Source organism: Curtobacterium sp. MCBD17_032 (genome assembly GCF_003234855.1).
GTDB lineage: Bacteria > Actinomycetota > Actinomycetes > Actinomycetales > Microbacteriaceae > Curtobacterium.
Map to the genome: position 1 here is coordinate 441,356 of NZ_QKTO01000002.1, position 26,212 is coordinate 467,567.

Below are 26,212 nucleotides of genomic sequence, written 5' to 3' on the forward strand. Positions count from 1 at the left end.
ACGATGATGGGACCGTGACCGACACGACTGCATCCCCGATCCCGACGCTCGCCGACATCGAGGCCGCGCGCGAGACGATCGCCGGGGTCGCGCGCGTGACCCCGATGGAGACGTCGAAGTTCCTCGAGGGACTGCTCGGGTCGCCCGTGCACCTGAAGTGCGAGAACCTGCAGCGCACCGGCGCCTACAAGGTGCGCGGCGCCTACAACCGGCTGTCCACGCTGTCGTCCGAGCAGCGGGAGGCCGGTGTCGTCGCCGCCAGCGCCGGCAACCACGCGCAGGGGGTGGCGTTCGCCGCGCGCGAGCTCGGCATCCCGGCGACGATCTTCACCCCGGTCGGCGTCGCCCTGCCGAAGCTGCAGGCCACCCGCCGGTACGGCGCCGACGTCGTGCTGCGCGGACACTCGGTGGAGGAGGCGCTCTCGGCCGCCAAGGACTTCGCCATCCGGACCGGAGCGGTGTTCATCCCGCCGTTCGACCACCCCGCGGTGATCGCCGGGCAGGGCACGGTCGGTCTCGAGATCGTCGACCAGGTCCCCGACGTCGACACGGTCGTCGTCCCGATCGGTGGCGGCGGTGTCATCTCCGGGATCGCGATCGCGGTCAAGGGCATGGCCGAGCGACTGGACCGCGAGATCCGGGTGATCGGCGTGCAGGCGGAGAACGCGGCGGCCTACCCGTCGTCGATCGAGGCCGGCGAGCCCGTCACGATCGCGACGAGTCCGACGATCGCCGACGGCATCGCGGTCGCGCGGCCGGGCGACATGAACTTCCCGATCATCCGCGACCTGGTCGACGAGATCGTGACCGTGTCCGACGACGACGTCGCCCGGGCACTCCTCGTGCTGCTCGAGCGGGCGAAACTCGTGGTCGAGGCCGCCGGCGCAGTCGGCGTCGCGGCGATCATGGCGGGCGCGGTGCACGACACCGGTCGGACCGTGGTGCTCCTCAGCGGCGGGAACATCGACCCGCTCATGATGGAGCGGATCATCACCCGTGGTCTCGTCGCGGCGTCCCGGTACATCGGGATCCGGATCATGCTGCCGGACCGCCCGGGTCAGCTCGCCCGCGTCTCACAGATCATCTCGGACGCCGGCGCGAACGTCGTCGAGGTCCTGCACACCCGCCACGGCCAGGGCGTCGTGATCAGCGAGGTCGCGCTCGACCTGTCCATCGAGGCACGCGGGCCGGAGCACGCCGACGAGGTCATGGCCCGTCTGCAGGAGGCCGGCTTCCGCCCGGAGCAGCTCACGCACTGACCCACGCTCGTCGCGGACGGGCCGAGGCGTCAGCGGGACGCACGGATCGTGTGCCGGGGCGTCAGCGCTCCGTGAGGAACGGCGCCGGGCGGTGCCGGCGGGGCGACGCTGGTCGGCATGACCCTCACCGCGATCCTCCCGTCGCTCCGCGCCTCCGTCCCCGACCCGCTCGACGCGACCGCCTGGCCCGTGCACACCGAACCGACGATCGACGACGTGCGTGTCCGTGCCGTGTCGATGGCGCGTCTCGCCGACGTCGCGGGCACCCCGTGCGTGCACACGGCCGAGGAGGCGCCGCCCCGCTACCGACCGCGCGACTGGACCCCACGCGGGATGAGCGTGGCGGTCGCGGCGGTGACCGGGGTGACCCGGACCGGTGACGGACTCGTGCTCGACCTCGACGCGGTGCTGCCGGCGTGCGCGGTCCTCGACGAGGCGCGGCTCATCGGCCGTCGGACCACCGCGCCCCGGTCGACGGCCGTCGTCGCTGCCGCCGACGGTGCCGTGCTCGTCGTGCCGGCCGACGTCGCCGTCGGGGACCTGGTCTGCTTCCCGTGCCGACGTGCGCTCACCCACCGTGAGGTCACCGCGGTCGTGCCCGCCGCGGCCCTGCCCACCGCCGCGGTACCCGTCGCGGACCGGTCCCGGTGACGCTCGCCGGCGCCGTCCGGGCACGCATCCTGGACGGGGCGCACCGCTGGGGCCGGCTCGACGTCCGTCCGGTCGGTCGGACCATGTGGGCGACCCGGACACTCGTCGTCCACCCGCCGGGGACCGACACCCGTGAGCGAGCCGTGCTCCGGGCGGCCCACGCGTGGCCCCTGGTCGGCGTCGTGCTCGCCGGCGTCGTCACCGTCTCGTGGACCTCGGCCCCCTCGGTCGGGGCGGTCGTCGGGACGGCGGTGTACGTGCTGGGGTTCCTCGTGCTGCGTCGGTGCACGCGTCGACTCCGGCCGCTCGTCCGGACCCTCACCGTGACGACCTTCCACGGCAGCGGTCGGCCGGAGGTCCACGGTGACGCGCGGCTCATGGCCGTGGCCCTCGACGCGCTGTCGTCGGCCGAGGAGGCGCTGCGTGCGGGCAGGATCGACCCCGTCGCGTTCGAAGCGACGTGGTCCGAGGTCTGGGACGCCCTGCCCGCGCGCCGCGGACGCCTTACGGCTCGTACCGCTCGACCTTCGTGACCTCGACGGCGATCTCCTTGCCGTTCGGGGCCGTGTACGTCGTCTTCTCGCCCGCGCGGAGGCCGACGATGGCGGCACCGACCGGGCTGACCGGGCTGTAGACGGTCAGGTCCGAGCCCTCGGCGACGATCTCGCGGTTGCCGACCAGGAAGGTGGAGGGGTCACCCGCGATGGTGGCGGTGACGACGGTGCCCGGCTCCACGGTGCCGTCGAACGCGGCCTCGGTGACGGTCGCGTGCTTGAGCAGCTCGGTGAGCGAGCGGATGCGGGCCTCGATCTTGCCCTGCTCGTCCTTGGCGGCGTGGTAGCCGCCGTTCTCCTTGAGGTCGCCCTCTTCGCGCGCGGCCTCGATGCGGCTCGCGATCTCGATGCGGGCCGGGCCGGTGAGCTGCTCGAGCTCGGCGGTGAGACGGTCGAACGCCTCCTGGGTCAGCCAGGTGCCCTGCGTGTCGTTGCTCATGTCGTTTCCCTTCGGCCGCGACGGTCGGGACCGGTGACGGCGTGTGGCGCAAAAGAATCGAGACCGGCCGGCGGCCGGTCTCGAATCGTGATTCCGAGCAGTCTAGGGAACCCAACACGAGTGGATCAAGCCGGTGACGGCTCGCGACGTGGTGTTGACGGGGGTCGACAGCGAGCGGCTGCGCTGGTCGTCCGCCGGGACCGTCACGACCCGCCAGCCGACGATCGTGTAGCCCTTGTCGAGTGCCTGCACCGCGCACTCGACCTCGGTGCCGGGGTCGACCGCCAGCTGCGTGTGCACGACGACCTGGTGGTCCGACACGACCTCGTACCCGACGTCGTCCGTGTCGAGCCCGTGGTCGGTCTGCCCGGGCCCCGCCCAGATCGCCCAGACGGCGAAGACCACGGCGATCGCGACCGCGGTGACGATCGCGAGCAGCCTGCCCCGGCGCCGGGTTTCGGTGGTCCGTCCGTAGCGGTCGTCCAACGCCGCACGGTCGGCGAGTGCTGCGCTACCGGCTGCTGCGGGCCCTGCTGGTGGGGCGTCGTGCTGATCGGACAGTTCGGGGCTCCCGGGGTGATTATCCTGATCCCAGGGTAGTTCACGCTCGCCGTGCGTCACCCGCGTCCGAAGGTCCGTGAGCAGTGGAGGAACGCTGTGCCCCGTCGTCTGCTCGCCGTGCACGCCCACCCCGACGACGAGTCGAGCAAGGGGGCGGCGACCGCGGCGAAGTACGTGGCCGACGGCGCGGAGGTCCTCGTCGTCTCCTGCACCGGGGGTGAGGCTGGGGACATCCTCAACGAGCAGCTGTCCGACGCGTCGAAGGCCCGCGCGCACCGCGACATGGCCGGGTTCCGCCGGACCGAGATGGCGGCGGCGCAGGCAGCCCTCGGGATCGACCACCTCTGGCTCGGCTACCACGACTCCGGGCTGCCGGACACCGAGCAGGGCGAGACGGTCCGCCCCGGCACCTTCGCGACGGTCCCGCTGGAGTACAGCACCGAGGCCCTGGTCCGGGTCGTCCGACGCTTCCGCCCGCACGTCCTCGTCACCTACGACGAGAACGGCGGGTACCCGCACCCGGACCACATCCGGACGCACGAGGTGTCCGTCGCCGCGTGGCGGGACGCCGCCGACCCCGAGAAGTACCCGGAGGCCGGGCCCGCCTGGTCGGTGTCGAAGCTGTACTACGAGCGCACCATGAACCCCCGCCGGTTCACGGCCTTCCACGAGGCCCTGCGGGAGCGTGACCCCGAGAACCCGCTCCTCGAGCAGCTCGGCGAGTGGGTGGAACGGTTCGCGGACCGACCGGACCTCGCGACGACGCACGTCGACGTCCACGAGTACTTCGAGGCGCGCGACGCCGCTCTCCGGGCGCACGCGAGTCAGGTGCCGCCGGACAGTCCGTTCTTCTACTGGCCGAACGACCTGCTCGCCGAGGTCTGGCCGACCGAGGACTACCAGCTCGTCGAGGCCCGTGTGCCGACCGAGCTCCCCGAGTCCGACCTGTTCGCAGGGATCCCATCCGAAGAGGACGCGCACGCGTGAGCACCATCGCAGCCGTACTGGCAGCCACCCCCAGCCCGAGCCCGAGTGGCGTCCCGGACGTCGACGTCACCCCCGGGGTCGCCGGCTTCGTGGCCATCGCGGTCGTCGCGATCGTGACGATCCTGCTCGTGCTCGACATGACCCGACGCATCCGTCGCACCCGCTACCGGGCCGAGGTGCGGGAGCGCCTCGAGGCCGAAGTCGCGGGCGAGCGCCCCGACGGCGCCGCGACCGACGACCCGGCACGGCGGGCGGCCGAGGACGGCCGAGCCGACGTCGGCGACGACACCGAGCGCGGCTGACGCGCGCCACGACGGACGGGAGGCTCCCCACCAGCTGGTGGGGAGCCTCCCGTCCGTCGTGCGGCTGGTCCCGAGCAGACGGGGGCGTCTCGGAGGGTCAGCGCACCGGGTCGAGGGCGATCACGAGGATGCCGGCCCACTGTGCGGCGAAGGCGACGACCGTGAGCGCGTGGAAGACCTCGTGGAAGCCGAAGAAGGTCGGTGACGGGTCCGGTCGCTTGAAGCCGTAGACCGCGGCACCGAGGATGTACGCGACACCGCCGGCCAGGACGAGCACGGTCATCGGGACGCTCGCCGCGAAGAGCTGCGGCAGGATGAGGAACGCCGCACATCCGAGCGCCAGGTACAGGGGCACGTACAGCCAGCGGGGCGCGCCGATCCAGAACACGCGGAACGCGACGCCGAGCAGGGCTCCGCTCCACATCACCCAGAGCACCACGACCATGAGGGTGTGCGGCAGCGCGCAGACCGCGACCGGCGTGTACGTGCCCGCGATGAGCAGGAAGATGTTCGTGTGGTCGATGCGCTTCAGCACGCGCTTGACGACCGGACCCCACGGGAACCGGTGGTACGTGGCGGAGACGCCGAACATGACCATCGACGTCGCCATGAACACCGCACTCGCCGCCTTCGCGGCGGGTGTGGCCGCGAGCGAGATGAGCACGATGCCCATCGCCACGGCGAACGGGAACGTGCCGGCGTGGATCCACCCGCGCCAGGCCGGGCGAGGTGCGTCGGCCGTGGCGGCGTCCGCGCTCGCCTCCTCGGTGAACGGGACGTGGGGGAGTGCTGGCGCGTCCTGGTCTGACTGCATGCCCTCGACGCTACGACCACCGGACGGCACCGTGGCTGGGAGTCGGCACCAGGGGTGGTTGCACTACAGTCGACGCGTGACGGGCAGGCTGGGTTGGGCGGGGCGTGGGCTTCTCTACCGCGCGTACCAGAACCGCATCCGTCGCGAGATCGAGGGCGCGCAGAAGCCCAAGCACGTCGCGATGATCGTCGACGGGAACCGCCGGTGGGCCCGGCAGCTCGGGCTCGAGACCGCAGCACACGGCCACCGGGCCGGCGCCGCGAAGATCCCCGAGTTCCTGTCCTGGTGCGAGGACCTCGACATCCAGGTCGTCACGCTCTACCTGCTCTCCGCCGACAACCTGAAGGGCCGCGGCGGCGAGGAACTCGACCAGCTCGTCGGGATCATCGCCGACCTGGCCGAGCGGCTGTCGCAGCACCGTACGTGGCGGGTCCAGCACGTGGGGTCGAACGACGGTCTTCCGCCCGAGCTCGTCGCCGCGCTCGAGCGGGCCGAGGAACGCACAGCGGACCACACCGGACTCCACATCAACCTCGCGGTGGGCTACGGCGGGCGGCGGGAGATCGCGGACGCCATGCGAAGCATCGTCCGGTCGCACGGCGAGGGCGGTGGGACGCTCGACACCCTGGCCGAGGTCCTCACGCCCGAGCTCATCGGCGACCACCTGTACACGCAGGGGCAGCCCGACCCGGACCTCATGATCCGGACCTCCGGCGAGCAGCGGCTGTCGGACTTCCTGCTGTGGCAGAGCGCGCACAGCGAGTTCTACTTCGTCGAGGCCTTCTACCCGGACCTCCGCGAGGTCGACTTCCTCCGCGCGGTCCGCGACTTCGGCCTGCGCTCCCGGCGGTTCGGCGGCTGAACCGCTCCACAGGGTCGAGGTCGGGTCGGACGGCACGGCGGTCCGGTCCTGCCGGGCCTGGCGTTCCGCGGACTGCATTCGACCGCGTCGGCGGGTCCCAGTAGGCTCACAGGGTTCTGCCCACTGGAAGGTGCACCCCGTGACCACGATCGACGAGTACGTCGCCGGCTTCGCCGAGGAGCCCGGCTACCTCGACCACGCCGCGTTCGGCCCCGTGCAGACCGCCGTCCTCGAGGAGCAGCGTGTCCTCGGCCACATCCAGGAGCACATGCGCTTCGGGGCGATGGAGACGCTCGACGAGCAGGACGCACGCGTCCGTGCCGTCGCCGCCCGCCTGGTCCGCCGCCGTGAGGACCAGGTCGTCTCGCAGACCGCCACCACCCCGGGCCTGCTGCACACCGCCTTCGGCCTGACCGGCGGCGTGCTCGTCGCCGCCGACGAGTACCCGTCGCTACCGCTCGCGCTCGCGAGTGCGGCGTCCGCCACCGGTGGCCGCGTGCAGCCCGTCGTCATCGAGTCCGGCGCCGGCTGGCTCACACCCGAGCTGGTCCGCGAGCGGCTCACCGACGACGTGACGGCGGTCGCGCTGTCCCTCGTCGACTGGCGCACCGGCTACCGCGCCGACCTCGCCGCGATCCGGGAGGTCATCGGCGACCGTCTGCTCATCGTCGACGCCATCCAGGGTTTCGGTGTCGTCGACGCCCCGTACGAGGTGGCGGACGTCGTCGCCACCGGCGGCCAGAAGTGGCTGCACGCCGGGTGGGGAACCGGCTTCGTGTCGTTCAGCGACCGGGCCCTCGAGCGCATCAAGCCGGCACTGTCCGGCCCGCACGGCACGACCGGCTGGCCGACCGAGGTGCCCAGCGTGCGCCCGGGGGCGGCGGCCTTCAGCATGTCGCGGGTGGACCCGGTGTCGCAGGCCCGGCTCGCCGTGTCCCTGGAACGGCTCGCCGGCGTCGGGGTCGCCGCCGTGCAGGAGCGCGTCGCCGACCGTGTCGACCGCGTCCTCGCCGTCGCCGACGAGTTCGGCCTGCCGGTCGGCTCGAGCCGCGAACCCGCCGAGCGCTCCGGCATCGTCGTGCTCCGTCCCGGCGCCGGTCGACTCACCGCGCTGAGTGCCGCGCTGCACAACCACGGCGTCACCGCGACCGCCCGCCTCGGCGAGGTGCGGGTCTCGGTGTTCGCGTCCACCACGGACGAGACGCTCGGGATGTTCCGGGACGCCTGCGTCTCGTACGCCACCATGACGGCCTGATCCGCCACCTCCTCGTCCCCGTGCTCGGGGGCCGCGAGGCCACGGCCCGGGGCGAGCGCCCGCCGGACGACGGTGGCCCGCCCGGCCGCGCTGCGCCTCCCGGACGTTCAGCCGGCCGACACACGACCGTAACCGCGTGACCAGGCGTGTCGCTGGTGCGACGGGCGCGCCCGTCGTAGCTTGGCCGCATCGGGCAACGCGCCCGGTCGGAGCGGCCACGGTCGGTGCTCCGGGACCGCTCCAGTGGCCGCGTCGAGGACATGGACCGGGTCGCTCGCGGCCCGGGGATGGAGTGGTCGTGACCTCTCAGAACGTCTCCCGCGGAACCTCGTCAGCAGTGTCGGCGCCGACGTCGGTCGCCCAGCGCACCTACGTGCTCGACACCTCGGTGCTGCTCAGCGATCCCCGCGCCCTCTTCCGCTTCGACGAGCACGCGGTCGTCCTGCCCGTCGTGGTCGTCAGCGAGCTCGAGTCCAAGCGCAACGACCCGGAGATCGGCTACTTCGCCCGGCAGGCACTGCGCATCCTCGACGAACTGCGGGTCGAGCACGAACGACTCGACTTCCCGGTCGCGGTCGGCGACGGCGGGTCGCTCCGCGTCGAGCTGAACCACTCCAACCAGTCCGTCCTGCCGTCCGGGCTCCAGCTCGGCGACAACGACTCGCGCATCCTCGCGGTCGCGATGAACCTCGCGAACGACGGGCTCGACGTGGTGGTCGTGTCGAAGGACCTGCCGCTCCGGGTGAAGGCCGCGTCCATCGGGCTCGCCGCCGAGGAGTACCGCGCCGAACTCGCCGTCGACACCGGGTACACGGGCATCACCACGGTGCAGGTGTCCGGCGACCAGGTCACGGCGCTCTACGAGACCGAGGAGCTCCGCATCCCCGACCTCGACGGCGTCCCGGTCAACACCGGGGTCGTCATCTCCTCCGAGCGCGGCTCCGCCCTCGGCCGCGTGCACGCCGCCGGTTCGGTGTCACTCGTGCGCGGCGACCGCGAGGTCTTCGGTCTCCGGGGGCGCTCCGCCGAGCAGCGGCTCGCCATCGACGCCCTGCTCGACCCGGAGATCGGCATCGTGTCCCTCGGCGGGAGCGCCGGCACCGGCAAGTCCGCGCTGGCGCTGTGCGCCGGACTCGAGGCCGTCCTCGAGCGGCAGCAGCACAAGAAGATCATGGTGTTCCGCCCGCTGTACGCCGTGGGGGGCCAGGAGCTCGGGTTCCTGCCCGGGGACGCCTCGGAGAAGATGAACCCGTGGGCGCAGGCCGTGTTCGACACCCTCGGGGCGCTCGTGTCCGACAACGTCCTGGACGAGGTCGTCGAGCGCGGCATGCTCGAGGTGCTGCCGCTCACCCACATCCGAGGTCGTTCGCTGCACGACGCGTTCGTCATCGTCGACGAGGCGCAGTCCCTCGAGCGGAACGTCCTGCTCACGATGCTGTCCCGGATCGGGCAGAACTCGCGCGTGGTCCTGACGCACGACGTGGCGCAGCGGGACAACCTGCGGGTCGGCCGGCACGACGGGGTCGCGAGCGTGATCGAGCGGCTCAAGGGGCACCCGTTGTTCGCGCACGTGACGCTGACCCGGTCCGAGCGCTCGGCCATCGCGGCACTCGTGACGGAGCTGCTCGACTCGCCCGACCTGGCGTAGGGGCGCCGCGCGGCGCTGCCCGGCCGAGGTGGCGGCGCAGACCGGTCTCGCACAACAGCAACCGCTCCGCACCACGTTCTCGCGTGGTTCGGAGCGGTTGCTGTTGTTCGCTGCCGATCCGCACCGCTGCCGTCGGGACAGGCTCGTTCGCGTCTCGTGCTGACCGGGGGTCAGGCCGGGCGGGTCATGCTGAGGACGTCGAGGGCGCTGTCGAGCTGCTCCTCGGTGACCTCACCGCGTTCGACGAACCCGAGGGCGACGACGGCCTCGCGGACGGTGATGCCCTCGGCCACCGCGACCTTCGCGACCTTCGCGGCCGACTCGTAGCCGATGACGCGGTTCAGCGGCGTGACGATGGACGGCGACGACTCGGCGAATGCACGTGCACGCTCGAGGTCGGCCTCGAGCCCGTCGACGGTCTTGTCGGCGAGGACCCGGGTGCTGTTCGCGAGCAGACGGATCGACTCGAGGAGCGCCGTGCCCATCACCGGGATCGCGACGTTCAGCTCGAACGAGCCGGACGCTCCGGCCCACGCGACGGTGGCGTCGTTGCCGATCACCCGCGCGGCGACCATGAGCGTGGCTTCCGGGATCACGGGGTTCACCTTGCCCGGCATGATCGAGGAGCCCGGCTGCAGGTCCGGGATGTGGAGTTCGCCGAGGCCCGTGTTCGGCCCCGATCCCATCCAGCGGAGGTCGTTGTTGATCTTCGTCAGGCTCACGGCGATGACCTTCAGCGCGCCGGACACCTCGACCAGCGCGTCGCGGGCACCCTGGGCCTCGAAGTGGTCGAGTGCCTCGGTGATCGGCAGGCCGGTGTCCTCCGCGAGCTGCGCGATGACCTGCTGCGGGAAGCCCTTCGGGGTGTTGATGCCGGTGCCGACCGCGGTCCCACCGAGCGGGACCTCGGCGACGCGGGGGAGGGTGGCGTTGACACGCTCGATACCCAGGCGGATCTGCCGCGCGTACCCGCCGAACTCCTGTCCGAGGGTGACGGGCGTGGCGTCCATCAGGTGCGTCCGGCCGGACTTGACCGCGCCGGCCCACTCGGACGCCTTGCGCTCGAGCGCCTCGGCGAGGTGGTCGAGCGCCGGCACGAGCGACCGGATGAGGGCGTCCGTGACCGCCACGTGCACCGAGGTGGGGAAGACGTCGTTCGAGGACTGCGACGCGTTGACGTGGTCGTTCGGGTGCACCTCGGCGCCGGCGGTCCGGGACGCGAGGGTGGCGAGGACCTCGTTCATGTTCATGTTCGACGAGGTGCCGCTGCCGGTCTGGTAGACGTCCACCGGGAAGTGGTCGTGGTGCTCGCCACCGATCACGGTGTCCGCGGCGGTCGCGATCGCCCGGGCCACCTCGTCGTCGAGGATGCCCAGCCGGCCGTTCACCAGCGCCGCCGCGCGCTTGATCCGCGCCAGCGCCACGATCTGCGCGGACTCGAGGCCCGTGCCGGAGATCGGGAAGTTCTCCACGGCGCGCTGCGTCTGCGCACGGTACAGCGCCGACGCGGGGACCCGCACCTCGCCCATCGTGTCGTGCTCGATGCGGAACTCGCCGTCAGCGGGGGTGGTGGTGTCGGTCACGTCGTCGTGGTCCTTCCTCGTGGTGCTCACACCGGATCGCGGTCGCGGGCGGTGTCGGTGCCCGCCCGGCGGCTCGTCGCTGCCGGAGCGGTGTCGTCGTCGGACGTGGTCCGCTCGTGCGTCCGCCCGTGGCGCCACTGCGCAGGCGGACGCCGTGCGGGCCGGTCAGGCCTGTCCGACGACGGTGTCGATCGTGACCTCTCCCGTGGTGAGGTCGTAGGTCGCGCCGACCACGGCCAACCTACCCTCCGCGATGGCGTCGGAGACGGCGCCGGAGCGGTCGAGGATGGCCTTCAGGGTCGATTCGAGGTGCGCGGCGCCGACCGACTCCTGCTCGACGTCGGGGTCGGACGCGCGGACACGCTCGACGCTCGGCGCGATCGCGTCGACGAGGGCCTGCAGGTGCGGCGCGGGGACCGGCTCCCCGGACCGGGCTGCGGCGACCGCTCCGCACTTCGTGTGCCGGAGCACGACCACCAGCGGGGTGCCGAGCGCGACGACGGCGAACTCGATGGAGCCGAGCACGACGTCGTCGACGATCTGTCCGGCGTTCCGGATCGCGAAGACGTCCCCGATGCCCGCGTCGAACACGTGCTCGAACGGCACGCGCGAGTCCGAGCAGCCGAGGACGGTGGCGAACGGAGCCTGCGAGCCCTGCAGCTCGGAGCGTCGCTCGGGGTCGATCCGGCCCGTCCGGCGCTTGTCAGCGGCGAAACGTGCGTTGCCCTCGACGAGGAGTCGGAGGGCCTCGGCTGGGGAGGAGGCGGCGCGGTCGGTCATCGTGGTTCGTTCCTCGGGCGTTCGGGTTGTCGGGAGGGGGGTCGGGGTGGTCGTGGTCGGTCCGGTGCTGCGTGCGGTCTGCGGGGCACCGGTCACGCGGGGCTAGTCGCGGAGTTCCGCGCCGACCGCGGTCGCGACGGCGCGGAAGGAGCGGTCGTCCGCGGTCCCGGCGAGGACGACGGTGTCCCGGCCGGAGGTCGTCACGAGGGCGTACGCGTTGTTGCCGGCGTCCTTGCCCTCGTCGCGCCGGTCGTACACGGTCCACTCCACCCCGCCGATGTCGCGGGAACCGGTGGCGGCCTTCTGGTCGAGCTGGTCGGCGATCCAGGTGTCGTTCGCGTCGATGCCCTGGTGCATGCCGATGTACTGCTCGTCGGGCGTCAGCAGGCCGATCGTCCAGACGGCGACGCCGCGTGCGGAGCCGGACTGGTAGTCGGCGTGGTTCGAGGTGTAGCCGGACGGCAGGGTCGGGACCAGCAGCCTCGCGCCGGACACGTCCGCCTGCTGCGCCACCTGCCGGTAGTCCACGGCACGGTCGACGGCCTGGTCGGGCCGGACCACGACCGCCACGAGGAACAGCACGATGCCGAGCGACGCGATGAGCGCCAGGACGAGGTTGAACGCCGTCTGGTGCTCACGGCGGGCACGACGAGCGGTGTCCTTCCGCGCCCAGGTCTCCTCCGGGGTCTCCGGACGGCCGAGCTCGGCGACGATCGGTCGCCCGGTGTCGGGATCGGTCATCGTGCACCACCGATCGCGGGGTCCTCCGCAGCGGACCCGCCTTCCGTGGCGGCACGCGCGGCGTCGAGGCGGGCTCGGGCCCCCATGAGCCACTCCTCGCAGCGAGCCGCCAGGGCCTCCCCGCGCTCCCACAGGCCGAGGGAACGCTCGAGGGTCGCGGACCCCTGCTCGAGTTCGGCGACGACACGGACGAGTTCGTCACGCGCCGCCTCGTAGCTCAACGAGCGGACGTCGGGCTGCTCGGACTGCTGCTCGGAAGACACGACCCGATCCTACCGAGCCGCCACCGACGGTTCCGCTGCCCGGCAGCACCTGTGGAGGAGCCGCGGCGAGGCGGACGGAGCGCGGCGCACCCGACCGGGACGGGCCTCCCGGATCAAGCCGCGTCCTCGCCTGCCCCGCCGGCGCCGGAACCGTCCGGACCCGGACCGTCGGCTTCCAGTGTGCCCACCGCCGTCCCCGCCCCCAGCGTCACGTGCACCGCGGTCGCGCCGTCGAGCTCGTCGGCACCGCGGACCACCGCGCCGTCCCGTGTCTGCACGATCGCGTACCCGCGCCGGAGCGTGTCACGCGGGGACAGGGCCCGGAGTCGACCCGTCAGGTGCCCGACGTCGGCGTGGGACCGCTCGATCCGGCGGTCGAGGAGTTCCCGTGCGCGGGAGAGGTCGCGCGCGACCTCCTCCGCACGCGTGTCCACGAGCCAGGCCGTCGACGCGAGCGCCGGCCGCGACCGCAGCGCCGCGATCCGGTCCGCCTCGACCGACAGGGTGTGTGAGAGCCGCAGGCCGAGCCGTGCCCGCGCCTGGCGGACGTTCGCGAGTTCCTCGGCGACGTCCGGGACGACGCGCTTCGCCGCGTCGGTCGGGGTGGAGGCCCGGAGGTCCGCGACCTCGTCGAGGATCGGCCGGTCGGCCTCGTGTCCGATGGCCGAGACGATGGGGGTGTTCGCGGCGGCGGCGGCCCGGACGAGACCTTCGTCACTGAAGCCGAGCAGGTTCTGGAAGTCGCCGCCGCCGCGCGCGACGATGATGACGTCGACCTCCGGGTCGGCGTCGAGCTCCTGGATCGCGGCCGTCACCTCGGCGACGGCGCGGTCGCCCTGCACGGCCGTGTGCACCGTGCGGAACTCGACCTGCGGCCACCGGAGCTGCGCGTTCCGCTTGACGTCCTTCTCGGCGTCGGAGTCCTTGCCGGTGACGAGGCCGATGCGGTGCGGCAGGAACGGCAGGCGCTTCTTGCGGGACGGGGCGAACAACCCTTCCTCGGCCAGGGTGCGCCGGAGCCGCTCGAGCCGTTCGAGCAGGTCCCCGAGGCCCACGTGCTTCATCTCGACGACCTGCATGGTCAGCGAGCCGCCCTTGACCCAGTAGTTCGGCTTCACCGCGGCGACGACGCGGTCACCCTGCTTGAGGTCGGTCGGCACGCGGGAACGCACGCTCGACCAGATCGAGAAGGACACGGTGGCGTCCACCTCGACGTCCTTGAGCTTGCCGTAGACGTTGCCGCCGGCGACGTTCCACTGCGTGACCTCGCCCTCGACCCAGGCGACGCCGAGGCGGTCGATCCAGTCGCGGAGCTTCGCGCCGAGCAGCGCGACGGGCCACGGGTCCTCCGCCGTGGGCGGGCCCTGTTCGATCGCCATCGTGCTCCTCCCGGTCGTGCGGACCATCGTGTCGGACGCCGGTGACATCCCGGCCGTCGGTGCGTTCTCCACAGGCTCGTCCGTGCCCAGGCTGCGCGGGTCCTGCTCACCTATCATCGGGGACGTGACGATCACCAACGGCCACTCGGTCCCGCTCGCCCCGCCGCGGGTCCCCGCAGCGCGCGGGCGGCTGCGGGACGTGCCGGTCAGCGGGAGCAAGCGGGTGCTGCTCGCGGCGCCGCGCGGCTACTGCGCGGGCGTCGACCGGGCCGTGGTCGCGGTCGAGAAGGCGCTCGAGCAGTACGGCGAGCCGGTGTACGTGCGCAAGCAGATCGTCCACAACGTCCACGTCGTGTCCACGCTCGAGCAGCGCGGCGCCGTGTTCGTCGACGACGTGGCCGAGGTGCCCCGCGGATCGCACGTCGTCTTCAGCGCGCACGGTGTGTCCCCGGCGGTGGTGGCCGGAGCCGCCGACCGTGACCTGCACGCCATCGACGCCACGTGCCCGTTGGTCACGAAGGTGCACCGTGAAGCCACCCGCTTCGCCAAGGCGGAGCGCACGATCATCCTCATCGGGCACGCCGGCCACGAAGAGGTCGAGGGCACGATGGGCCACGCCCCCGAGCGCACGATCCTGGTGAACGGACCGGCCGACGTCGCCGCGCTGCAGGTCCCCGACCCCGACAACCTGGTGTGGCTCTCGCAGACCACGCTGAGCGTCGACGAGACGATGGAGACCGTGCGGCTCCTGCGCGAGAAGTACCCGTCGATCGAGAACCCGCCCTCGGACGACATCTGTTACGCGACCCAGAACCGTCAGGTCGCCGTCAAGAAGGTCGCACCCGCGGCGGACCTGGTCATCGTGGTCGGCTCCGCCAACTCGTCGAACAGCGTGCGGCTCGTCGACGTCGCCCTCGAGTACGGCGCGAAGGACGCCCACCGCGTCGACTACGCGGAGGAGATCCGGCAGGAGTGGCTCGACGGGGTCGTGACCGTCGGTGTGACGAGCGGCGCCTCCGTCCCGGAGGTCCTGGTCACCGAGGTGCTCGAGCAGCTCGCCGACGCCGGCTACGGCACGGTCGAGGAAGTCGTCACCGCGCACGAAGACCTCATGTTCTCGCTCCCGCGCGAACTGCGCACCGACGCCGACGGCAAGCCGACGCGTCCGCTCGGCGGGCGGACCCGGTGACCGCCCCGGACGGGTGGGACGTCGTCCCGCCGCGCGGGACGACCGCGGTGGACGCTCGGGAGGCCCGGATCACCTCCGACTCCGCGGGCGCCGGCATGCAGGCCGCTGGTGCCGCCCCTGCTGGGCGACCGGCACCGCAGTACGGCGAGTACGCGCCCGAGGGGTGGGTGAACCCGGTCCTGGTCGAGCAGGAACGTCAGGAACGCGAGGACCGTGAGCGCGCTGCTGCGTCGGCCGGTCCCGGGACTGCCCGAGGATCCGGTCGTTCCGCTGTCCGGACACGTCCTCCCGCGACGGCCGACCGGACAGGCCAGGGCGCACCGGCCACCGGCGACCCTTCGACGGTCCGCCGACTCGGCGCGTCCCCGGTGGACGTGCTCCTCACCTTCGTGCTCCTCGGGATGGGGCTCGTGAGCGTGATCCAGTCGCTCTCGATCGGCTCCGTCGCCTCCACCGTGCGCGAGCAGCTCGAGTTGACCTACACCGCGCTGGAGGACCCGGGCGCGCTCAGCGGCGCGGCGATGGTCAGCTCGGTCGTCATGCTCGTGGTGTTCGCACTCGTCCTGTGGTGGTCCGTCGTGCGGTTGCGCGCCGGTCGGAGGAGCTTCTGGGTCCCGTTGCTCGGCGGAGCGGTGGCGACCCTGCTCAGCGCGGTGGTCTTCGCCGCCGTGGTGTTCCAGGACGACGGGTTCGTCGCAGTGCTGATGCGGCAGGCCTCCGGAGGCTAGGCGCCCGGAGACCTGCCACCGCAGCCGGCCGTCAGGCGAGGAAGGCGGCGACGGCCCCGTGCAGGTCGGCCAGGTCGTCGACGTGCACGAGTTCCCGGACGGAGTGCATCGAGAGCAGACCGACGCCGATGTCGATCGTCGGGATCCCGAGCCGCGTCGCCGCGATCGGCCCGATGGTCGAGCCGCCGGGGATGGTGTTCACGTTGACGAACGGCTGGAACGCCACCCCTGCGGACTCGCACGCGGCCGCGAACACGGCGGTGCCCTTCGCCTCGGTCATGTACCGCTGGTTCGCGCTGATCTTCAGGAGCGGACCGCCGCCCGGGCGCGGGCGGTTGGTCGGGTCGTGCTTCTCCGCGTGGTTCGGGTGGACGAGGTGTCCGGCGTCGCTCGAGAGCAGCCACGACGCCCGGAAGGCGCGGGCGGCCTCGGACCGGCTCGCGCCGAGACCCTCCTGGACACGGGCGAGGACGTCCTCGAGGAACGGCCCGCCGGCACCGGACGGCGAGGAGGAACCGATCTCCTCGTGGTCGAACGCCGCGAACACCGGGATGTGTTCGCCGTCCCCCGGGGCCTCGATGACCGCGCGGAGGCCGGCGTGCACGCTCGTCAGGTTGTCCATCCGTCCGGACGCCAGGAACGCGCGGTCGATGCCGATGCGGGAGGGGGACTGCGTGTCGGCGAGGAACAGGTCCCACGCCACCGCGGTCTCACCGAGCCGGGAGCGCAGCCACGCCTCGACGTCGGTGCCGCCGGTCGAAGCGTCCGTGCCGACGATCGGCAGCGTGTGGCGCTGCTTGTCGAGGCCCGGGCCGTCGTTCGCACCGCGGTCGAGGTGGATCGCGAGGTTGGGGATCCGCGCGACGGCGTCGACGGTGTCGAACAAGGTCGCGGAGCCGTCGGCGTGGACGACCCGTCCGGCGATGCGGAGGTCCCGGTCGAGCCACGTCGACAGGACCGGGCCGCCGTAGACCTCGACGTTGAGCTGCTCCCAACCGCCGACCCGGACGGCGGGGTTCGGCTTGATGCGGAACCCGGGGGAGTCGGTGTGGGCGCCGAGGATGCGGAACGGCGTCGTCGCCGAGGCCCCCTCCGGCAGTCGCCAGGCGATGACCGCACCGTCCCGGACGACGACGTAGGCACCCGGTCCGGTCGGCCAGGCGTCGGTCTCGCCGAGGTCGGTGAACCCGGCGGCCACCAGACGGTCGCGGGCGACCGAGGCGGCGTGGAACGCGGTCGGGGACTCCGTGACGAAGTGGGCGAACTCGCTGGCGATGGCGTCGACGGTCATCCGTCCATCGTGGCACGGCGGCCGTGGGCGGACGCAGTGGAGGCCACCGGACGCAGAACGGGGCACGTCCGTCGGACGCACCCCGTTCCTCCCGGCACGGGCCGGGTCCGTCAGCTCTGGGACTGCCCTGCGGAGCCGAGGACCTTGGTCGCCTCGACGACGCGGGCCGCCATCGCGGTCTCGGCGACCTTGCCCCAGGCGCGCGGGTCGTACTGCTTCTTGTTGCCGACCTCCCCGTCGAGCTTGAGGACGCCCTCGTAGTTGGAGAACATCGAACCGGCGATCGACCGCGTGAACGCGTACTGCGTGTCCGTGTCGATGTTCATCTTGATCACGCCGTTGCGGACGGCCTCGTGGATCTCGTCGTCGGTCGAACCGGAACCACCGTGGAAGACGAGGTCGAGCGGGTTCTGGCCCGTGCCGTGCTTCTGGGCGATGGCGTCCTGGATCTCGCCGAGGAGCTCGGGGCGGAGCTTCACGTTGCCCGGCTTGTAGACACCGTGCACGTTGCCGAAGGTCAGCGCGGCGATCCAGCGGCCCTGGTCACCCATCCCGAGCGCTTCGACGACCCGCTCGACGTCGTTCGGGGTCGTGTACAGGGCGTCGTTCGTGCCCTCGTGCTGCACGCCGTCCTCTTCACCACCGACGACGCCGATCTCGACCTCGAGGATGGCGTTGATGTTCCGCGTCTTCTCGATCATCGTCTTGGCGATCTCGATGTTCTCGTCGAGAGGGACCGCCGAGCCGTCCCACATGTGCGACTGGAAGATCGGGTTGCGACCCGCACGCACCTCTTCCTCGCTCGCGGCGATGAGCGGCAGGACGAAGCCGTCCAGGGCGTCCTTCGGGCAGTGGTCCGTGTGCAGCGCGACCGTGATCGGGTAGTTCTTCGCGACCTCGTGCGCGAAGGCCGCCATCGCGAGGGCGCCGGCTGCACGGTTCTTGACGGTGTGGCCGGCGAAGTAGTCCGCACCACCGGTGGTCACCTGGATGATGCCGTCCGACCCGGCCTCGGTCAGGCCCTGGAGGACCGCGTTGATGGTCTGGGACGACGACACGTTGACAGCGGGGTAGGCGAACTTCCCGGCCTTCGCGCGGTCGATCATCTCGGCGTACTGGTCCGGCGTTGCGATGGGCACTGAGTTCTCCTTCGACTTCTTCGGTGATGTCGCAACCGATGCTAGTCAGGGCCGGTTGGTGGGCGGTGGATGTGTCGGCGGTCTGTGGACGGGGCACGGTGTGCACATCCGTGCGCGCAGGAAGGCCGGGGAGGTGGCGGTCGGTAGGCTCGGGTCGTGACTCCCACGACTGAGACCGGCTCCCTGTTCCTCCAGCCCGACCGCAACCTGGCGCTCGAGCTCGTGCGTGCGACGGAGGCCGCCGCGATCCGGGCACAGCCGTGGGTCGGCCGTGGCGAGAAGAACCTCGCCGACGGCGCCGCGGTCGACGCCATGCGCAAGTTCCTCGGCACGGTGAACTTCGACGGCGTGGTCGTCATCGGCGAGGGCGAGAAGGACAACGCGCCGATGCTCTACAACGGCGAGCACGTGGGCAACGGCCACGGCCCGGCGTGCGACATCGCGGTCGACCCGATCGACGGCACCTCGCTGACCGCGGCCGGCCGCCAGAACGCCATCTCCGTCATGGCCGTGTCCGACCGCGGCTCCATGTACGACCCGTCCGCCGTGTTCTACATGGACAAGATCGCCGCCGGACCCGAGGGCCGAGGCGTCCTGGACCTCGAGAAGCCGATCGGCGAGAACATCCGTGCGCTCGCGAAGGCGAAGGGCAAGGACCTCGAGGACATGGTCGTCGCCGTCCTCGACCGCCCGCGCCACGACGAACTCATCCGCCAGATCCGCGCGACCGGCGCCGGCACCCGACTGCTGCTCGACGGTGACGTCGCCGGCGGCATCGCGGCCGCGCTGCCCGGGTCGAACATCGACATGTGCGTCGGTGTCGGTGGGACGCCCGAGGGCATCATCACCGCGTGCGCGATCAAGGCGCTCGACGGCGTGATCCTCGGCAAGCTCCAGCCGAAGGACGACGAGGAGCGCGAGCGGGCCATCGCAGCCGGCCACGACCTCGACAAGGTGCTCGACCAGGACGACCTCGTCACGGGCGACAACACGTTCTTCGTCGCGACCGGTGTCACCGACGGGGTCCTCGTCGACGGTGTTCGCCGTTCGCGCGGCGTCATCCACACCGACTCGCTCGTGCTGCGGTCCCGCTCGAACACGATCCGCCGTATCCAGGCGGACCACCGCGCCGAGAAGTGGTTCTGATCCGCTGACCCGCGGCCGCGCCCGACCCGGCCCGGCCCGCGCCCGACCCGGCCCGGCCCGGCCCGGCCGTGGTGCCCCGCGGACCCGCACAACGAGAACCCGCTCGAACCACGTCATCCCGTGGTTCGAGCGGGTTCTTCTTGTGCCGGTCCCGACGGCGCCAGGCGAGCGGGGCGAGGACGAGCGCGGTCGCCGCTCAGTCGCGCTCGGTGCTCGCGACGAGCTCCGGCGCCGTCAGCAACCGCGGCTCGTCCTCGATCGACGTCGGGTCCGCGATGACCTTCGACTCGTCGAGCAACGACAGCCGCCGGGCACTCGGGAGCACCTGCCGCTCGAGCGACCCAACGAACCGGTTGTAGTCGACGACGGCGCCGCGGATCGACCGGCCGAGCTTGTCCACATGCCCCGCCATCGTCGACAGCCGCCCGTGCAGCTCGCGCGAGACCCGGAACAGCTCGCGGGCCTCCTGCGTGACGACGTCCTGCTGCCACGAGAACGCGACCGTCTTCAGCACCGACCACAGCGTCACGGGTGAGGCCAGCGCCACCCGCTTGCGGAACGCGTGGTCGAGCAGGCCCGGGTCGGCGGCGAGGGCGCTCGCGATGAGGGACTCCGACGGGATGAACGCCACGGTCAGCTCGGGGGAGGCGTCGTAGCCCGACCAGTACTCCCGGGCGGCGAGGGCGTCGACGTGCGCCCGGAGCGCCCGGACGTGCTGCGCCATGAGCTGCTCACGCCGTGCACCCTCCGCCCCGGTCGCCGACGTCGGTATGTCCATCGCCTGCAGGTACGCGGCGAACGGCACCTTGGCGTCGACGGCGATGGACTTCCCGCCGGGCAGGTGCACGATCATGTCCGGTCGAGCAGCCCCCGCCGTGGTGGTCACCGACGACTGCACGTCGAAGTCCACCCGCTCGAGCAACCCCGCGGCCTCGACCACGTTCCGCAACTGCGTCTCACCCCACACCCCGCGCGTGCTGTTCGACGACAGTGCGCTCGCGAGGGTCTCGGCCGTGGCGCGGAGGCGTTCCTCGGACTCGGCGGCCGACCGGAGTTGCGCGGAGAGGGCACCGTACTGCTCGCTCCGGGAGCGCTCGAGTTCGGCGATCTTCTCCCGCATGACCTGCAACGTGTCGGCGACGGGGCTGAGCGCGGACAGCACCTTCGACTCGTCCTGCGCGCGGTTCGACTCGGCGCCGTGCATGCGCTGCACGAGGTGCTCGAGCTCGGCGGTCCGGCGCTCGAGGGAGTCGACCTGCCGGCGGTACTGCGCGTCCTGCGCGTCGAGCCGCTCCTCGGCGTCGCGCCGGGCTGCGTCGAGCTGCGAGCGGAGGCCGTCCGCCGTCGCGTGCGCGGTCGCGGCGTCCACCCCGGCCCGGGAACGGGCGAGCGACCATGCCACCACGGCGCCGACGGCGATGCCGATCACGAGACCGATGACCAGGGCGAGGATCTGCATGACGCGACCCTGGCAGGTCCCACCGACACCGGGCCTCCCGGCCGGCGGCGAGCCGGCCGGCGGCGAGCCGCCCGACGGACCGGACCGTGCCGTCGGACCGGACCGTGCCGTCGGACGTCAGTCCGAGAAGACCATCGGTCGGCGGGACAGCCGCGGCTGCGGCGTCGTCGTCTTCGGCTTCTCGACGCGGGCGCGCACCGGGTTGATCGTGACCCGGGTGACCGCGCCGAGCGCCTCGACCGTCGGGACACCGTGGAAGCCCGCTGCGTGCACGACGATGGCGGCACACGCCTCGGCGTCGGCGGCCGCGTCGTGGTGCTGGAAGCCCGAGAACCCCGCTGCCGTCGCGGCGACCGGCAGGCGGTACGAGTCAAGCGTGTACGTCTTCCGCGCGACCGCCAGCGAGCACATCGAGTGATGCTCGGCGATGTCGATGCCGGTCGCAGCGCACCCACCGGCGATGACGCCCATGTCGAAGCGGGCGTTGTGCGCGACGAGCACGTCCCCCTCGGCGAACGCGACGAGGTCCGGGTACTGCTGCTCCCACGTCTTCGCGTGCGTCACGTCCGACTCGACGATGCCGTGGATCCGCGTGTTCCACTCAAGGAACGCGTCGTGCCCGGCGGGCGGTCGGATGAACCAGGAGGCCCGTTCCACGACGCGGCCGCCGCGCACCTTGACGAGACCCACGGAACACGCGCTGGCGGGCGAGTTGTTCGCGGTCTCGAAGTCGATCGCGGTGAAGTTCAACACGTCCTCGATCGTCGCACGGGGATCCGACATCACCGGAACCGGACGCGGCGTGGTGCCGGCGGCGGGTCGGGCTGCTCGTACGCTGTGGCGATGGAGACCGGACCGGCACGCGCCCCGCTCGTCCTCGTCCTCGCGGGGGCGGGGTACGGGCAGCAGGCACCACTCCTCCGCTGGTCGACGGCCATCGCACGTCAGTCCGGCTGCGAGGTGCTCGCCCCCGTGTGGACGGTCGACGATCCTGCCCGTGCCGATCCGGTCGGCTTCGTCACGCAGCACGTCGAGACCGTGCTCGCAGGCCGTCTGCCCGACCTCGTCGTCGCCAAGTCCTTCGGGTGCTCCCTCCTCCCGTGGGCGGTGGCGAACGGCGTCCCGGGCGTCTGGCTGACCCCGGTGCTCACCGAGGACGCGGTGCGGGACGCGCTCGCCGCGGTCGGCGACGGACACGTCGCGGTCGGCGGCTCCGCCGATCCGATGTGGCGGCCGGAGCGCGTCCCGCGGACCCGGGCGCAGCTCGTCACCGTCGACGGAGCCGACCACGCGCTCGAGGTCCCCGGTGACTGGCGTCGCTCCCAGCGCCTCCAGTCCGACGTCCTCGAGCTCGTCGAGCGGGCGGTCCGCGCCCGCTGACGCGACCGGTCGGGAGGCCCGGGTCGGCCCCGTCACGCCGCCGCCGGTAGGCTGTGCTCCCGTGGCTCTCACCATCGGAATCGTCGGTCTCCCGAACGTCGGCAAGTCGACCCTGTTCAACGCCCTGACCAAGAACCAGGTGCTCGCGGCCAACTACCCGTTCGCCACCATCGAGCCGAACGTCGGGGTGGTGAACCTGCCGGACCCGCGCCTCGACCAGCTCGCGGAGCTGTTCGGCTCGGAGAAGACCGTGCCCGCGCCGGTGTCGTTCGTCGACATCGCCGGCATCGTCAAGGGCGCGAGCGAAGGTGAAGGGCTCGGCAACAAGTTCCTCGCCAACATCCGCGAAGCCGACGCCATCGCGCAGGTCGTCCGCGGGTTCACCGACGACGACGTCGTGCACGTGGCGAACAAGGTCTCGCCGGCGGACGACCTCGAGGTCATCAACACCGAGCTGATCCTCGCCGACATGGAGACCATCGGCAAGGCGCTCCCGCGGTACGAGAAGATGCTCAAGCTGAAGCAGGCCGAGCCGATCGTGCTCGAGACCGCTCGTCAGGCCCGTGCCGAGCTCGAGAAGGGCGTGCTGCTCTCCGCCACCTCGATCGACCTCGAGCCGATCAAGGAGCTCGGGCTGCTCAGCGCCAAGCCCTTCATCTTCGTGTTCAACGTCGACGAGGCGATCCTGACCGACGAGGCCCGCAAGGCCGAACTCGCCGCCCTCGTCGCCCCGGCGAACGCGGTGTTCCTCGATGCCCAGGTGGAGTCCGAGCTCATCGACCTCGACCCGGCGGACGCCGCCGAGCTCCTCGAATCGACCGGTCAGACGGAGTCCGGCCTCGACCAGCTCGCCCGCATCGGGTTCGAGACCCTCGGGCTGCAGACGTACCTGACGGCCGGTCCGAAGGAGTCCCGTGCCTGGACGATCGGCAAGGGGTGGAAGGCACCCCAGGCTGCCGGCGTCATCCACACGGACTTCGAGAAGGGCTTCATCAAGGCGGAGGTCATCTCGTTCGACGACCTCATCGCCACCGGCTCCATCGCCGAAGCCCGCGCGCAGGGCAAGGCCCGCATCGAGGGCAAGGACTACGTCATGCAGGACGGCGACGTGGTGGAGTTCCGCTTCAACAACTAGTAGCGCTTTCCCGCAGATTTGCGATTGTCGAGGTAAAGCTGGCTGTCGCCGCTCCCGGGCGTGTCGATCAGAGAACCGTCGCAATCTTGGCGATCTGGGAGCCAATTATCTCGTGAACGACGTTATCGAGCTCCCATAGCCATCCTGGGTGCCCGCTCTCGGCCGAGAGTGTCCTGATAGCCCACGGATACCACTGAGTCTGCGTCTGTTGGGCGGGGTCCGCCGGCACGAAACGCCCGTAATGAGCGGTGGCGTTCCGTCGTCCGTAAACGCTGCGAACAAAGTCGTAGAGGTCGCCGGCGTCGGGCCACTGGCGTCCGGGGAGGCCGGCTGATCTGACGAGCTCGAAAACGCGGGGGGCTGCTTGGCTAGTAGTGCCCCCGTTCGGCCACTGGGTACCATTGTCGAGTAACACCTTCGCGCCCGCGGCGATCTCGTTGATCGCAATGGTCTCAAGAACGGCCCACAGCTTGAAGTAGCGAGAATCCTCCTGCTTCTCGCGTCGGGCTTCGAGATACAGGTTGACGTAGAGTTCAACCTTCGGCGACGTGGCAAGGGCTCCGCCGACGCGGAGGAGCTCGCGAGAGCTCTCGCCACCCATCCATCCTCCGAGAAGATTTCCGGTGTAAACAGCGCGGAGGCTTCGGAAGCGGATCTGCTGCGGTGTGAAGCTCTCGAGTGCAATCAGGATAGGTCGAGGTGCTGCATACCGTAGGTACGCAAGGGTGAGGACGAGCCTGTCTGTTTCGGCCATCGCAAGACTGTCGGCCTCAGATTCGTCCGAGGCCCAGATATTCGGGAACTCGAACAGCGCAAAGTCTTGACGGTGCAGTCGTTGATCCCACGCTTCGTCGTTGACGCGACCCGGCCATCCGAGTTTCTCGAGGGAGGCATTGATAATGTCGCGGACGTCGCCGTCGTAGACATCTAGCGCCTGCGGGTGCACGGTACCGTGCGTGGTCTGGATCGGCTGAGTAATCAGAAGCCCTTCGACCAAAACGGCCGCGCGGAACGGGGTGCCCTGTCCGGGTGTGCCGAGCGGCTGTCCGTACCGCGCCTCCCTGCGTTTTTGCAGGTCGAGGTACAAACCGGCGACTCTGTCACTCGCCGTGCTTGGTGAGTTCAATGCAGTCAGCGACACGAACTCGGGATGCGTGAATTCTGGCGCGAGCGGACTTTGTGGCGACGCGAGATCGGACGGTGATGGGGTGGTTCCGGCCGCAGAAACGAAGACGACGCATTCGCGTTCGATCTCGAATCCGGAAGCGTGGTGCCAGCTTCCCGTGCCGTCGGCCCCGACCTCCATCGTGAAGGACATCACCGCCGTCAGGGGTTCGATGTCGTCGCTCGACTCAATCTGAACGGTGATGGTCTTGTTGGACCACTGCGGCGCATCGTTGACGGTAACGGTGAACGGCTGCCCCATTTGCAGGACGGAGGGTTCGATCTGAGCTTTGAAGGTCACTACTGAACGTTACCCAGTAGCGATGCTCTGAGATGCTGGCGACGTTGCGCCCGCGGCAATGTCGTGCACCGAGTAGTTTCGGACCGCCCGCTGATGTTCATCTGTTGCGTGACGTGGTGGAGTTCCGCTTCAACAACTGACAGCCGCGGGCGGCGTGTGCTCGCTCAGACCCGCGGCCTCGGTCAGCACCTCGACGGTCGATCCGACGTCGCGACGGGCCAGCCGGATCACGCGAGCGGTGCGCTCGGAAGGCATCGAGCCTCCCGGGCTGCGTCGTCGGAGGGATCCGTGACAGGATCGCGCACCCGCGGGCGGCACCGGATGTCCATTGCCCGCGTCCACCCCCTCACCCTGTGCCACTCCCGGAACCCGGGTGCCTACCGTGGTGGGCAGGGAGGGCACATCGTGAAGTACATCCACTACGACGGCGCTGACGTCCTCACCGGGGACCTCATCGCCGACGCCGTCGCCGACTACGCAGCCGTACTCGGCGCGAACACCAGGACGGACACGATCGCGGTGCCGTGCGTCGGGGACGACGGCGCACTCGAGCGGACGACGATGCTGGTCGGTCCGTCCAGCGAGCTGTTGCTGCGCGAGGCGCCGGACGACCTCTTGGAGCCGGAGGACCCGGCGTTCATCCGACGACTCCGTGACGCAGCCGCGCGGTGCGGCGACATGCTCCCGGTGAACGCCGACGGCCGGACCCCCTTCGTCGGCGCTGCCGAAGACGTCTGACGACGCCCCGGCAGGCGACCGCGTGCGGCGCCGCCGGGAACGACGGAACGCCGCCCCCGGAGGGACGGCGTTCCGTGTCGAGCTCCGGCGGGCGGACCCGCCACACGGCTCAGGCGGCCAGTGCCAGCTCCGGCGCGCGCACGGCACGTGCCTGGAGGATGGTCCGGCTGGCCTCGCCGCGCCAGGAGCGGCCCGGGACGACCCAGCCCGCTTCGCCGTCGACGGCGACGCGGACGCCGGGCGTCAGGAACAGCCCGAGGTCGTCGGCCGGCATGCGGACGAGGTACTCGCGCTGCGAGCGGTCCTCGCGCACGGGGAACTCGGCGATGCGGTCGGGGGAGACGGTGGGAGCCGCGATGGCGGTCCCCGTGATGATGGTGCGTTCGTTCGTGGTCATGGTGCTGTCTTCCTGCAGTCGTTCGGCGTCGCGCGGGGCCGGACGGACTCGGTGGTCTCGTCGGCTG

At 71.3% G+C, this 26,212-nt stretch carries 28 protein-coding genes; 14 read left to right on the forward strand and 14 right to left on the reverse strand.

What is annotated here, in order from left to right:
• The first annotated feature begins 14 nt into the window (after positions 1-14).
• From ilvA to DEI91_RS05115, 3 genes are all read left to right on the forward strand, one after another.
• Positions 15-1,259, forward strand: coding sequence for a threonine ammonia-lyase (gene ilvA / locus DEI91_RS05105; RefSeq protein ID WP_111051326.1), 1,245 nt, complete (start codon positions 15-17; stop codon positions 1,257-1,259).
• A gap of 117 nt (positions 1,260-1,376) precedes the next feature.
• Positions 1,377-1,910 (forward strand): hypothetical protein, encoded by a 534-nt coding sequence (locus DEI91_RS05110; RefSeq protein WP_111051217.1) that lies wholly within the window; start codon positions 1,377-1,379, stop codon positions 1,908-1,910.
• Entirely contained in the window at positions 1,907-2,443 is a 537-nt protein-coding gene (locus DEI91_RS05115) for a DUF6611 family protein (protein WP_111051218.1), read from the forward strand. Before DEI91_RS05110 ends, DEI91_RS05115 begins: the two co-directional genes overlap by 4 nt.
• On the opposite strand, the gene greA is transcribed toward DEI91_RS05115, so the two are convergent.
• Both greA and DEI91_RS05125 read right to left on the reverse strand, forming a co-directional pair.
• Positions 2,415-2,903, reverse strand: coding sequence for a transcription elongation factor GreA (greA, locus tag DEI91_RS05120; protein ID WP_111051219.1), 489 nt, complete (start codon positions 2,901-2,903; stop codon positions 2,415-2,417). The genes DEI91_RS05115 and greA overlap by 29 nt on opposite strands.
• 102 nt (positions 2,904-3,005) lie before the next feature.
• Entirely contained in the window at positions 3,006-3,389 is a 384-nt protein-coding gene (locus tag DEI91_RS05125) for a DUF4307 domain-containing protein (RefSeq protein ID WP_181439486.1), read from the reverse strand.
• 171 nt (positions 3,390-3,560) lie between these two features.
• Here DEI91_RS05125 and mca point away from each other — a divergent pair, with 171 nt between their 5' ends.
• Positions 3,561-4,451, forward strand: a complete 891-nt coding sequence (gene mca / locus DEI91_RS05130) for a mycothiol conjugate amidase Mca (protein ID WP_111051221.1) — start codon at positions 3,561-3,563, stop codon at positions 4,449-4,451.
• A complete protein-coding gene (locus DEI91_RS05135) occupies positions 4,448-4,753 on the forward strand; it encodes a hypothetical protein (RefSeq protein WP_111051222.1) in 306 nt (101 codons plus the stop codon). The genes mca and DEI91_RS05135 overlap by 4 nt, the downstream gene beginning before the upstream one ends.
• A 97-nt stretch (positions 4,754-4,850) precedes the next feature.
• Here the strand turns inward: DEI91_RS05135 and DEI91_RS05140 are convergent, their stop codons facing one another.
• Positions 4,851-5,567 carry a hemolysin III family protein gene (locus tag DEI91_RS05140; protein ID WP_111051223.1) on the reverse strand — a complete coding sequence of 239 codons (717 nt, stop codon included), beginning with the start codon at positions 5,565-5,567 and terminating at the stop codon, positions 4,851-4,853.
• A 76-nt stretch (positions 5,568-5,643) separates the two neighbouring features.
• On the opposite strand from DEI91_RS05140, the gene DEI91_RS05145 reads away from it, so the two are divergent.
• From DEI91_RS05145 to DEI91_RS05155, 3 genes are all read left to right on the forward strand, one after another.
• On the forward strand, positions 5,644-6,429 hold the full coding sequence (locus DEI91_RS05145) for an isoprenyl transferase (RefSeq protein WP_258374300.1): 786 nt from the start codon (positions 5,644-5,646) through the stop codon (positions 6,427-6,429).
• 139 nt (positions 6,430-6,568) lie between these two features.
• Positions 6,569-7,684, forward strand: coding sequence for an aminotransferase class V-fold PLP-dependent enzyme (locus DEI91_RS05150; RefSeq protein WP_111051225.1), 1,116 nt, complete (start codon positions 6,569-6,571; stop codon positions 7,682-7,684).
• Positions 7,685-8,021: 337 nt separating this feature from the next.
• The gene (locus tag DEI91_RS05155; protein ID WP_258374304.1) at positions 8,022-9,332 is read left to right on the forward strand and encodes a PhoH family protein; all 1,311 of its coding nucleotides are present in this window, start codon (positions 8,022-8,024) and stop codon (positions 9,330-9,332) included.
• Between the two features lie 170 nt (positions 9,333-9,502).
• Here DEI91_RS05155 and DEI91_RS05160 read toward each other — a convergent pair whose 3' ends face one another.
• From DEI91_RS05160 to xseA, 5 genes are all read right to left on the reverse strand, one after another.
• Positions 9,503-10,915, reverse strand: coding sequence for an aspartate ammonia-lyase (locus DEI91_RS05160; RefSeq protein ID WP_111051328.1), 1,413 nt, complete (start codon positions 10,913-10,915; stop codon positions 9,503-9,505).
• Positions 10,916-11,080: 165 nt separating this feature from the next.
• A complete protein-coding gene (locus DEI91_RS05165) occupies positions 11,081-11,695 on the reverse strand; it encodes a carbonic anhydrase (RefSeq protein WP_111051226.1) in 615 nt (204 codons plus the stop codon).
• 102 nt (positions 11,696-11,797) lie between these two features.
• Positions 11,798-12,436, reverse strand: a complete 639-nt coding sequence (locus DEI91_RS05170; RefSeq protein ID WP_111051227.1) for a DUF4245 domain-containing protein — start codon at positions 12,434-12,436, stop codon at positions 11,798-11,800.
• Complete coding sequence (locus DEI91_RS05175; RefSeq protein WP_111051228.1) at positions 12,433-12,699, reverse strand: exodeoxyribonuclease VII small subunit; 267 nt, start codon at positions 12,697-12,699, stop codon at positions 12,433-12,435. The genes DEI91_RS05170 and DEI91_RS05175 overlap by 4 nt, the downstream gene beginning before the upstream one ends.
• Positions 12,700-12,812: 113 nt before the next feature.
• Complete coding sequence (gene xseA, locus DEI91_RS05180; RefSeq protein ID WP_111051229.1) at positions 12,813-14,078, reverse strand: exodeoxyribonuclease VII large subunit; 1,266 nt, start codon at positions 14,076-14,078, stop codon at positions 12,813-12,815.
• Positions 14,079-14,202: 124 nt separating this feature from the next.
• On the opposite strand from xseA, the gene DEI91_RS05185 reads away from it, so the two are divergent.
• Complete coding sequence (locus tag DEI91_RS05185; RefSeq protein ID WP_111051329.1) at positions 14,203-15,267, forward strand: 4-hydroxy-3-methylbut-2-enyl diphosphate reductase; 1,065 nt, start codon at positions 14,203-14,205, stop codon at positions 15,265-15,267.
• Positions 15,264-15,995, forward strand: coding sequence for a DUF6264 family protein (locus DEI91_RS05190; protein ID WP_111051230.1), 732 nt, complete (start codon positions 15,264-15,266; stop codon positions 15,993-15,995). Before DEI91_RS05185 ends, DEI91_RS05190 begins: the two co-directional genes overlap by 4 nt.
• 31 nt (positions 15,996-16,026) lie before the next feature.
• Here DEI91_RS05190 and DEI91_RS05195 read toward each other — a convergent pair whose 3' ends face one another.
• Positions 16,027-17,286, reverse strand: a complete 1,260-nt coding sequence (locus DEI91_RS05195) for a M18 family aminopeptidase (RefSeq protein ID WP_111051231.1) — start codon at positions 17,284-17,286, stop codon at positions 16,027-16,029.
• Positions 17,287-17,396: 110 nt separating this feature from the next.
• Positions 17,397-18,425 carry a class II fructose-bisphosphate aldolase gene (gene fbaA, locus DEI91_RS05200; RefSeq protein WP_111051232.1) on the reverse strand — a complete coding sequence of 343 codons (1,029 nt, stop codon included), beginning with the start codon at positions 18,423-18,425 and terminating at the stop codon, positions 17,397-17,399.
• A 156-nt stretch (positions 18,426-18,581) separates the two neighbouring features.
• Between fbaA and glpX the strand changes: the two genes are divergently transcribed.
• Positions 18,582-19,571 (forward strand): class II fructose-bisphosphatase, encoded by a 990-nt coding sequence (gene glpX / locus DEI91_RS05205; RefSeq protein ID WP_111051233.1) that lies wholly within the window; start codon positions 18,582-18,584, stop codon positions 19,569-19,571.
• Between the two features lie 196 nt (positions 19,572-19,767).
• Here the strand turns inward: glpX and rmuC are convergent, their stop codons facing one another.
• Both rmuC and DEI91_RS05215 read right to left on the reverse strand, forming a co-directional pair.
• Complete coding sequence (gene rmuC, locus DEI91_RS05210) at positions 19,768-21,030, reverse strand: DNA recombination protein RmuC (RefSeq protein WP_111051234.1); 1,263 nt, start codon at positions 21,028-21,030, stop codon at positions 19,768-19,770.
• Positions 21,031-21,147: 117 nt separating this feature from the next.
• A complete protein-coding gene (locus DEI91_RS05215; RefSeq protein ID WP_111051330.1) occupies positions 21,148-21,813 on the reverse strand; it encodes an exonuclease domain-containing protein in 666 nt (221 codons plus the stop codon).
• A gap of 60 nt (positions 21,814-21,873) precedes the next feature.
• Between DEI91_RS05215 and DEI91_RS05220 the strand changes: the two genes are divergently transcribed.
• The gene (locus DEI91_RS05220) at positions 21,874-22,410 is read left to right on the forward strand and encodes a hypothetical protein (RefSeq protein ID WP_111051235.1); all 537 of its coding nucleotides are present in this window, start codon (positions 21,874-21,876) and stop codon (positions 22,408-22,410) included.
• A 61-nt stretch (positions 22,411-22,471) separates the two neighbouring features.
• Positions 22,472-23,545 carry a redox-regulated ATPase YchF gene (ychF, locus tag DEI91_RS05225; protein ID WP_111051236.1) on the forward strand — a complete coding sequence of 358 codons (1,074 nt, stop codon included), beginning with the start codon at positions 22,472-22,474 and terminating at the stop codon, positions 23,543-23,545.
• Between the two features lie 67 nt (positions 23,546-23,612).
• On the opposite strand, the gene DEI91_RS05230 is transcribed toward ychF, so the two are convergent.
• Positions 23,613-25,010 (reverse strand): hypothetical protein, encoded by a 1,398-nt coding sequence (locus tag DEI91_RS05230; RefSeq protein ID WP_111051237.1) that lies wholly within the window; start codon positions 25,008-25,010, stop codon positions 23,613-23,615.
• A 405-nt stretch (positions 25,011-25,415) separates the two neighbouring features.
• Between DEI91_RS05230 and DEI91_RS05235 the strand changes: the two genes are divergently transcribed.
• A complete protein-coding gene (locus DEI91_RS05235) occupies positions 25,416-25,748 on the forward strand; it encodes a hypothetical protein (protein ID WP_111051238.1) in 333 nt (110 codons plus the stop codon).
• Positions 25,749-25,857: 109 nt separating this feature from the next.
• Here the strand turns inward: DEI91_RS05235 and DEI91_RS05240 are convergent, their stop codons facing one another.
• The gene (locus DEI91_RS05240) at positions 25,858-26,145 is read right to left on the reverse strand and encodes a hypothetical protein (protein ID WP_111051239.1); all 288 of its coding nucleotides are present in this window, start codon (positions 26,143-26,145) and stop codon (positions 25,858-25,860) included.
• Between the last annotated feature and the right edge of the window lie 67 nt (positions 26,146-26,212).

Bases quoted from the DNA above. Each gene is read 5' to 3' on its own strand.
- DEI91_RS05195 (WP_111051231.1), bottom strand. From the start codon at position 17,286: ATGACCGTCGACGCCATCGCCAGCGAGTTCGCCCACTTCGTCACGGAG.
- DEI91_RS05165 (WP_111051226.1), bottom strand. From the start codon at position 11,695: ATGACCGACCGCGCCGCCTCCTCCCCAGCCGAGGCCCTCCGACTCCTC.
- greA (WP_111051219.1), bottom strand. From the start codon at position 2,903: ATGAGCAACGACACGCAGGGCACCTGGCTGACCCAGGAGGCGTTCGAC.
- DEI91_RS05170 (WP_111051227.1), bottom strand. From the start codon at position 12,436: ATGACCGATCCCGACACCGGGCGACCGATCGTCGCCGAGCTCGGCCGT.
- rmuC (WP_111051234.1), bottom strand. From the start codon at position 21,030: ATGCAGATCCTCGCCCTGGTCATCGGTCTCGTGATCGGCATCGCCGTC.
- DEI91_RS05240 (WP_111051239.1), bottom strand. From the start codon at position 26,145: ATGACCACGAACGAACGCACCATCATCACGGGGACCGCCATCGCGGCT.
- DEI91_RS05220 (WP_111051235.1), top strand. From the start codon at position 21,874: ATGGAGACCGGACCGGCACGCGCCCCGCTCGTCCTCGTCCTCGCGGGG.
- DEI91_RS05140 (WP_111051223.1), bottom strand. From the start codon at position 5,567: ATGCAGTCAGACCAGGACGCGCCAGCACTCCCCCACGTCCCGTTCACC.
- DEI91_RS05215 (WP_111051330.1), bottom strand. From the start codon at position 21,813: ATGTCGGATCCCCGTGCGACGATCGAGGACGTGTTGAACTTCACCGCG.
- DEI91_RS05110 (WP_111051217.1), top strand. From the start codon at position 1,377: ATGACCCTCACCGCGATCCTCCCGTCGCTCCGCGCCTCCGTCCCCGAC.
- xseA (WP_111051229.1), bottom strand. From the start codon at position 14,078: ATGGCGATCGAACAGGGCCCGCCCACGGCGGAGGACCCGTGGCCCGTC.